The sequence below is a fragment of the Mesorhizobium sp. M4A.F.Ca.ET.090.04.2.1 genome, from assembly GCF_003999085.1.
GTDB lineage: Bacteria > Pseudomonadota > Alphaproteobacteria > Rhizobiales > Rhizobiaceae > Mesorhizobium.
In genome coordinates, this window is record NZ_RZOT01000449.1 from 1 (window position 1) to 5,143 (window position 5,143).

A 5,143-nucleotide genomic window follows, 5' to 3' on the forward strand; every position below is an offset into this window, starting at 1 on the left:
AGCGTGCACCTGACCAGCGCCTCGCGCAACCTGGTGGAGGAGATGGCGCATTGGGGCGACGTCCGCTCGAGCGTCAACCAGTTCGCGCCGGAGGACTGCTGGGCGCTGCGGCGTGGCCAGGAGCATGTCGCCGGCCCGGGCATGCTGACGCCGCGCTGCGCCCACATCACCGAGAACGGCAAGAAGGGCTATGTCTGCATGCCGCTGGCGGCGCAAGGCGAGACGCTGGGCATCCTGCATCTGTGCGAGCCGAACGCAGCCGAAAAGCCGCAATGGCTGGCCGAGCGGCAGCAGATCCTGCGCGGCGTCGTCGACACGCTGGCGCTGGCGCTGGCCAATCTGCGCCTGCGCGAGACGCTCAGGCAGCAATCGATCCGCGATCCGAACACCGGCCTGTTCAACCGGCGCTATCTGGAGGAAACCAGCAGCCGCGAACTCAGGCGCATGGAGCGCTCGAGCCAGCCGCTGGCGATCATCATGCTCGACGTCGACCACTTCAAGCAGTTCAACGACACGTTCGGCCACGAAGCCGGCGACCTCGTGCTGAAGCAGGTCGCCGCAACGCTCATCGAGCATGCCCGCGACAGCGATGTCGTGTCGCGCTATGGCGGTGAGGAATTCGCGCTGGTCATGCCGGGAGCATCGCTCGAAGAGGGCGCCCAGCGCGCCGAGGCGCTGCGCCAGGCGATCAAGCAGCTGCATCTGGCGCATCGCGGCCGCACGCTCGGCACCGTGACGGCCTCATTCGGCGTCGCCGCCTATCCCGAGCATGGCGCGGGCTGGGCCGAGCTCACCAACGCGGCCGACCACGCGCAATACGATGCCAAGGCCGAAGGCCGCGACCGCGTCGTCGTCGCCAGGACCAATGCGCCGGGCGAGCGCCCGGCGATCCAGCTGGTGGCATCGGTGAAGGCGGGCGCGGACACCAAGGGTTGAGTTGCTTTCATCCGTCGGCCGACCACCTATGTCATGGCGGACGGTTACGCGATCGGCGCCCTGTCGGCCGGCATAATCGCCGACCTGTTCGGCCTAGCTGGACAATCGGTTCTGTCGCCGCACCAGCTTTCCTTTCCGGTACAGAAGTTGCGGTCGCCATGGCGGAGCGCTAACGCTGGCGCGCTTGCTTTGCGCTTGGGTCATTCACTGAATTCTCGTCATGCAGTATCCTGTCGAAAGGAGGGGTACAGGGAGGAGGAAATGACCAGCGCAGCGAGCGTGCCCTTCGATCCGAAGGACCTGGAGTCAAAAGTCAAGGCCATGTACCGCGACGTCGCCACGAACCCGAAAGGCGAGTTTCATTTCGAGATGGGTCGATCGCTGGCGGAGCGGTTGGGCTACAGCACTGAAGACCTCGATCGGATACCGGCAGAGGCGATCGAATCGTTCGCTGGTGTCGGTTACTTTTTTCATCTCGCCGACGTGAAGCCGGGAGAAACTGTGATCGATCTCGGCAGCGGCTCCGGTATGGATACCTTCATCGCGGCGTTGCGGGTCGGCGCGACGGGGAAAGTGATCGGCGTGGATATGACCGACGAACAGCTCGCGAAAGCATCCCGCCTGCGCGACAGTCACAGCTTCGATAACATCACTTACATGAAGGGTTATATCGAGGACGTTGAACTGCCCGCAGGGATTGCCGACGTGGTCATCAGCAACGGGGTGATCAATCTTGCAACCGACAAGCAGGCTGTCTTTCAGGAAACAGCTCGACTGTTGCGCGCCGGCGGCCGTCTCGCCATCTCCGACATCGTCACCGAGGTGCAACTGCCGGAAAATATCGTGTGCAACTCGACGCTGTGGGCCGCGTGCATCGGCGGTGCCGCGCAGCAGGACGACTATTGCACGAAGATCGAACACGCCGGCCTTCGCGTGGTCAAGCGCGAGGACAATCCGGCCTACGAGTTCATTTCGCAGAACGCGAAGGGGGCTAGCCGCAAGTTCGGAGTCAAAAGCGTGTCGATCCTTGCCGCCAAACCCTGAAAGCTGGCGCGGGCACCAAGGGCTGTTAAGCTTTCACATATCGGCCGACCACCTATATGCCTAGAGGAAAAGCATGGGAGATGGTGATGGGCGCTCAATGCTGCGGAGCCGATCACGACAATCACCCGGCTACGGATGAAGACGCATCATACAGGCGTGTTCTCTGGGCGGTGCTGGGTATCAACTCAGCAATGTTTGCGGTCGAGATCGGCGCTGGCGTTGCGGCTGGCTCTGCCTCGCTACAGGCCGATGCGCTCGATTTCCTTGGCGACGCCGGCAACTACGCGATCAGTCTCTTTGTGGTTGGCATGGCGCTTCGCTATCGCGCCCTCGCAGCGCTGGTCAAAGGCGCAACCATGGGACTGTTCGCAGCCTGGGTCATAGGGATAGCGGTTTGGAACACGGTTCACGGCACGCTGCCAGGGGCCTTCACGATTGGCGCAGTCGGCTTTGCTGCCTTGCTTTCGAACGCTGCTTCATTTGGTCTTCTATGGGCCTACAGGAGCGGCGATGCGAATATGCGCTCTGCGTGGATTTGCACTTGCAACGACGTACTCGGCAACCTCGCTGTCCTGGCTGCCGCCGCTGGTGTCTTTGGAACCGGCTCCGGCTGGCCTGACGCAGCTGTCGCCGGCATCATGGCACCGCTCGCTATTCAAGGTGCAATCGTTGTCACCAGCCAGTCGCTTGCCGAGTTGAACAGCCGTCGCCCTATGTCGCCAGCTGAATAGGAGAACACGCTAGCCGAACTTCGGCTAGAGGCGCCCTGGCATTCGAAAACTGTGAATCGACAAGCGCGCCACTTCCTCGCCTGCTGACCCGGCAAACCAGGGAGGCGTAGATATGGCCTATTCATATCGGTGCAAGGACTACCCTGGAATGGATGCCTGTCCAGGATCGTTCACGGCTGAGACTGAACTCTGGAAACACATCGAGCTTCACGCCGCCATCGCTCATCAGGAGAACCCGAGCAGTGGTCGCCGGAAGACCGGCAACAGGTGAAAAAGATCATTCAGGCCAGCTAACCCTTGGCGGTCTGCTGCATTGCGATGGCAACAATCGCGCCGGAGAGAAACGTCAAAGCGGCGATCGACGTGATCGCCCATGAGAGCCCGAAGCGATCGGCGATGAGGCCCGCGGAGAGCGCGCCGATCGCGTAGCCGAGGTCGCGCCAGAACCGATAAACGCTGAGCGAGCGGGCGCGCCAGCTTGGATGCGAGGCGTCGGAAACCGCGGCGATCAGGCTTGGATAGACCATTGCCGTTCCAAGGCCGAGCAGAAGGCTGCCGACGAGCCACCACTCGAACCGGCTGGTAGCCGCGGTGAGAAACAGGCCGCCGGCCTGAACCCACATTCCGGCGACGATCAGGCCTTTGCGACCCCAGCGATCGCTCAAGGGGCCGGTGACGATCTGCAGGATTCCCCAGGTCGCGGGGTAGATCGCCTTCAGGATGCCGATGCGCTCGACGCCAAGCCCGAAGGAGGCGAAGAACAATGGGAAAATACCCCAACTCATGCCGTCATTGAGATTGTTGATGAGGCCCGCTTGCGATGCCGCGAACAGATTGCGGTCCCTGAACGAGGTCAGTGCAAATACCTCCCGGAAGCTGATCGGCGCGGATTGTTGTCTGTGAGCGGATGCCTCCAGCCGGAGGTGGTCGCGCGTGTCGCGGATGAGCACGATCGACAGCACGGCGCCGATTACGGCGTAGCCTATGCCGAGATAGATGGGCACGGGACGCAGACCGTACCGCGAGGCAAGATAGCCGGTGAGAAACGCCGTCACGCCGACCGCCAGGTAACCGGCAAATTCATTGAGGCCGACGGCGAGGCCGCGCGATTTCGGGCCGACGAGATCGACCTTCATGATGACCGTCATCGACCAGGCGAGCCCCTGGTTGATGCCGAGCAGCGCATTGGCCGCAATCACCCATCCCCAGCTCGGGGCCCAGATGATCATGAACGGAACCGGCAAGCCGACAACCCAGCCGAGGACGAGAACGCGCTTGCGTCCCCAGGTGTCCGCGAGTTGGCCCGAGACCAGATTGGCAAGCGCCTTGACCACGCCGAAGCTGACGATGAAGGAGACGACGAGTGTCGTCGAGGCGATGCCGAACTCTTCCGACCCGATGAGCGGCACGACTGTTCGTTCGAGCCCGACCATGCCACCGACGAAGGCGTTCACCAGCATGAGCAGGGCAAACTGCCGCCAGTTTTCCTTGAGCCCAAGCCTGACAGTCGAGCCTGGCGAAACTGATGCCCCCTCGTTCATTGCTCAGGCCGCGGCGGCGGCGAGACCCGCGTTGGCGGCACGGTTGCGCGCCGCCTCCGGCGGCGGGGGCGGTATGTCCGCGATCATCGTGGCGACGAAAGTGTCCTCGTCATCAATGCGGAACGCCTTGTTGAAGCGCTTCTCGAAGCCAATCGTCGATGTCGGCTTGCCGCTGAGCGAGCGCCCGCAGACCGAGCCGGAGTAGGCGCCGGGCAGCACTTCGACGTGATCCGGCAGTTGCTTGAGGCGGCGCACGCTCGAAAACAGCGTCCGCGCGCCGTCCTCGGCACTGGTTGCAAGTTCGGTTCGTCCGAGATCGCCAACCATGAGAGTGTGGCCCGTCAGCACGAACCATGGCTCGGCCGCGCGTGTCCTGTCCGTGACCAGGAGCGAGATGTGCTCCGGCGTGTGCCCTGGCGTGTGCATGACGGTCATGGTCACGTTGCCGAGCTCGACTACCTCGCCGTCCTTGGCGCGTCGAAATGGGAAACCGGCTTCCGCGCCCTCGAACAGCATGTATTCCGCGCCGGAGGCTGCGGCGAGCGTCCGCCCGGCGGAAATGTGGTCGGCGTGGATGTGCGTATCGACCACATAGAGAATGCGCATGCCGGTCGCCTCGGCAACTCGAAGATAGGGCGCGATATCGCCTACCGGATCGACGACGGCGGCTGCCGACTTGCCTCCGCATCCGAACAGGTAGGATGCAGCGACGGGATCGGAATGGAGGAACTGACGGAGGATCATGACTCTTGCACTCCCTGCCTCGCCCGAGATAACATTCAATTATTCTGCTGAATGTTCCATCGAGAAGAATGCATGTCAAGCATCGGACCAAAACAGGCGGTTTTCGCCAGCCTTGCCGAAGTGGCTCAAGCTCTCGGGCATGCGCAC

Annotated in this window: 5 protein-coding genes; 3 read left to right on the forward strand and 2 right to left on the reverse strand. The window is 62.7% G+C overall.

From position 1 onward, the window contains the following. The 3 genes from EN781_RS25290 to EN781_RS25300 form a co-directional block, all read left to right on the forward strand. Window positions 1-936, forward strand: a 936-nt coding sequence (locus EN781_RS25290; protein ID WP_145965617.1) for a sensor domain-containing diguanylate cyclase, incomplete at its 5' end; no start/stop codon positions are given. Window positions 937-1,197: 261 nt separating this feature from the next. Next, the gene (locus EN781_RS25295) at window positions 1,198-1,980 is read left to right on the forward strand and encodes a methyltransferase domain-containing protein (protein ID WP_126055306.1); all 783 of its coding nucleotides are present in this window, start codon (window positions 1,198-1,200) and stop codon (window positions 1,978-1,980) included. Between the two features lie 80 nt (window positions 1,981-2,060). Then, entirely contained in the window at window positions 2,061-2,711 is a 651-nt protein-coding gene (locus tag EN781_RS25300) for a cation transporter (protein ID WP_348627249.1), read from the forward strand. A gap of 290 nt (window positions 2,712-3,001) precedes the next feature. On the opposite strand, the gene EN781_RS25310 is transcribed toward EN781_RS25300, so the two are convergent. Beyond that, window positions 3,002-4,252 carry an MFS transporter gene (locus EN781_RS25310; RefSeq protein ID WP_126055307.1) on the reverse strand — a complete coding sequence of 417 codons (1,251 nt, stop codon included), beginning with the start codon at window positions 4,250-4,252 and terminating at the stop codon, window positions 3,002-3,004. 3 nt (window positions 4,253-4,255) lie between these two features. After that, window positions 4,256-4,996, reverse strand: a complete 741-nt coding sequence (locus tag EN781_RS25315; RefSeq protein WP_126055308.1) for an MBL fold metallo-hydrolase — start codon at window positions 4,994-4,996, stop codon at window positions 4,256-4,258. Window positions 4,997-5,143 lie beyond the last annotated feature (147 nt).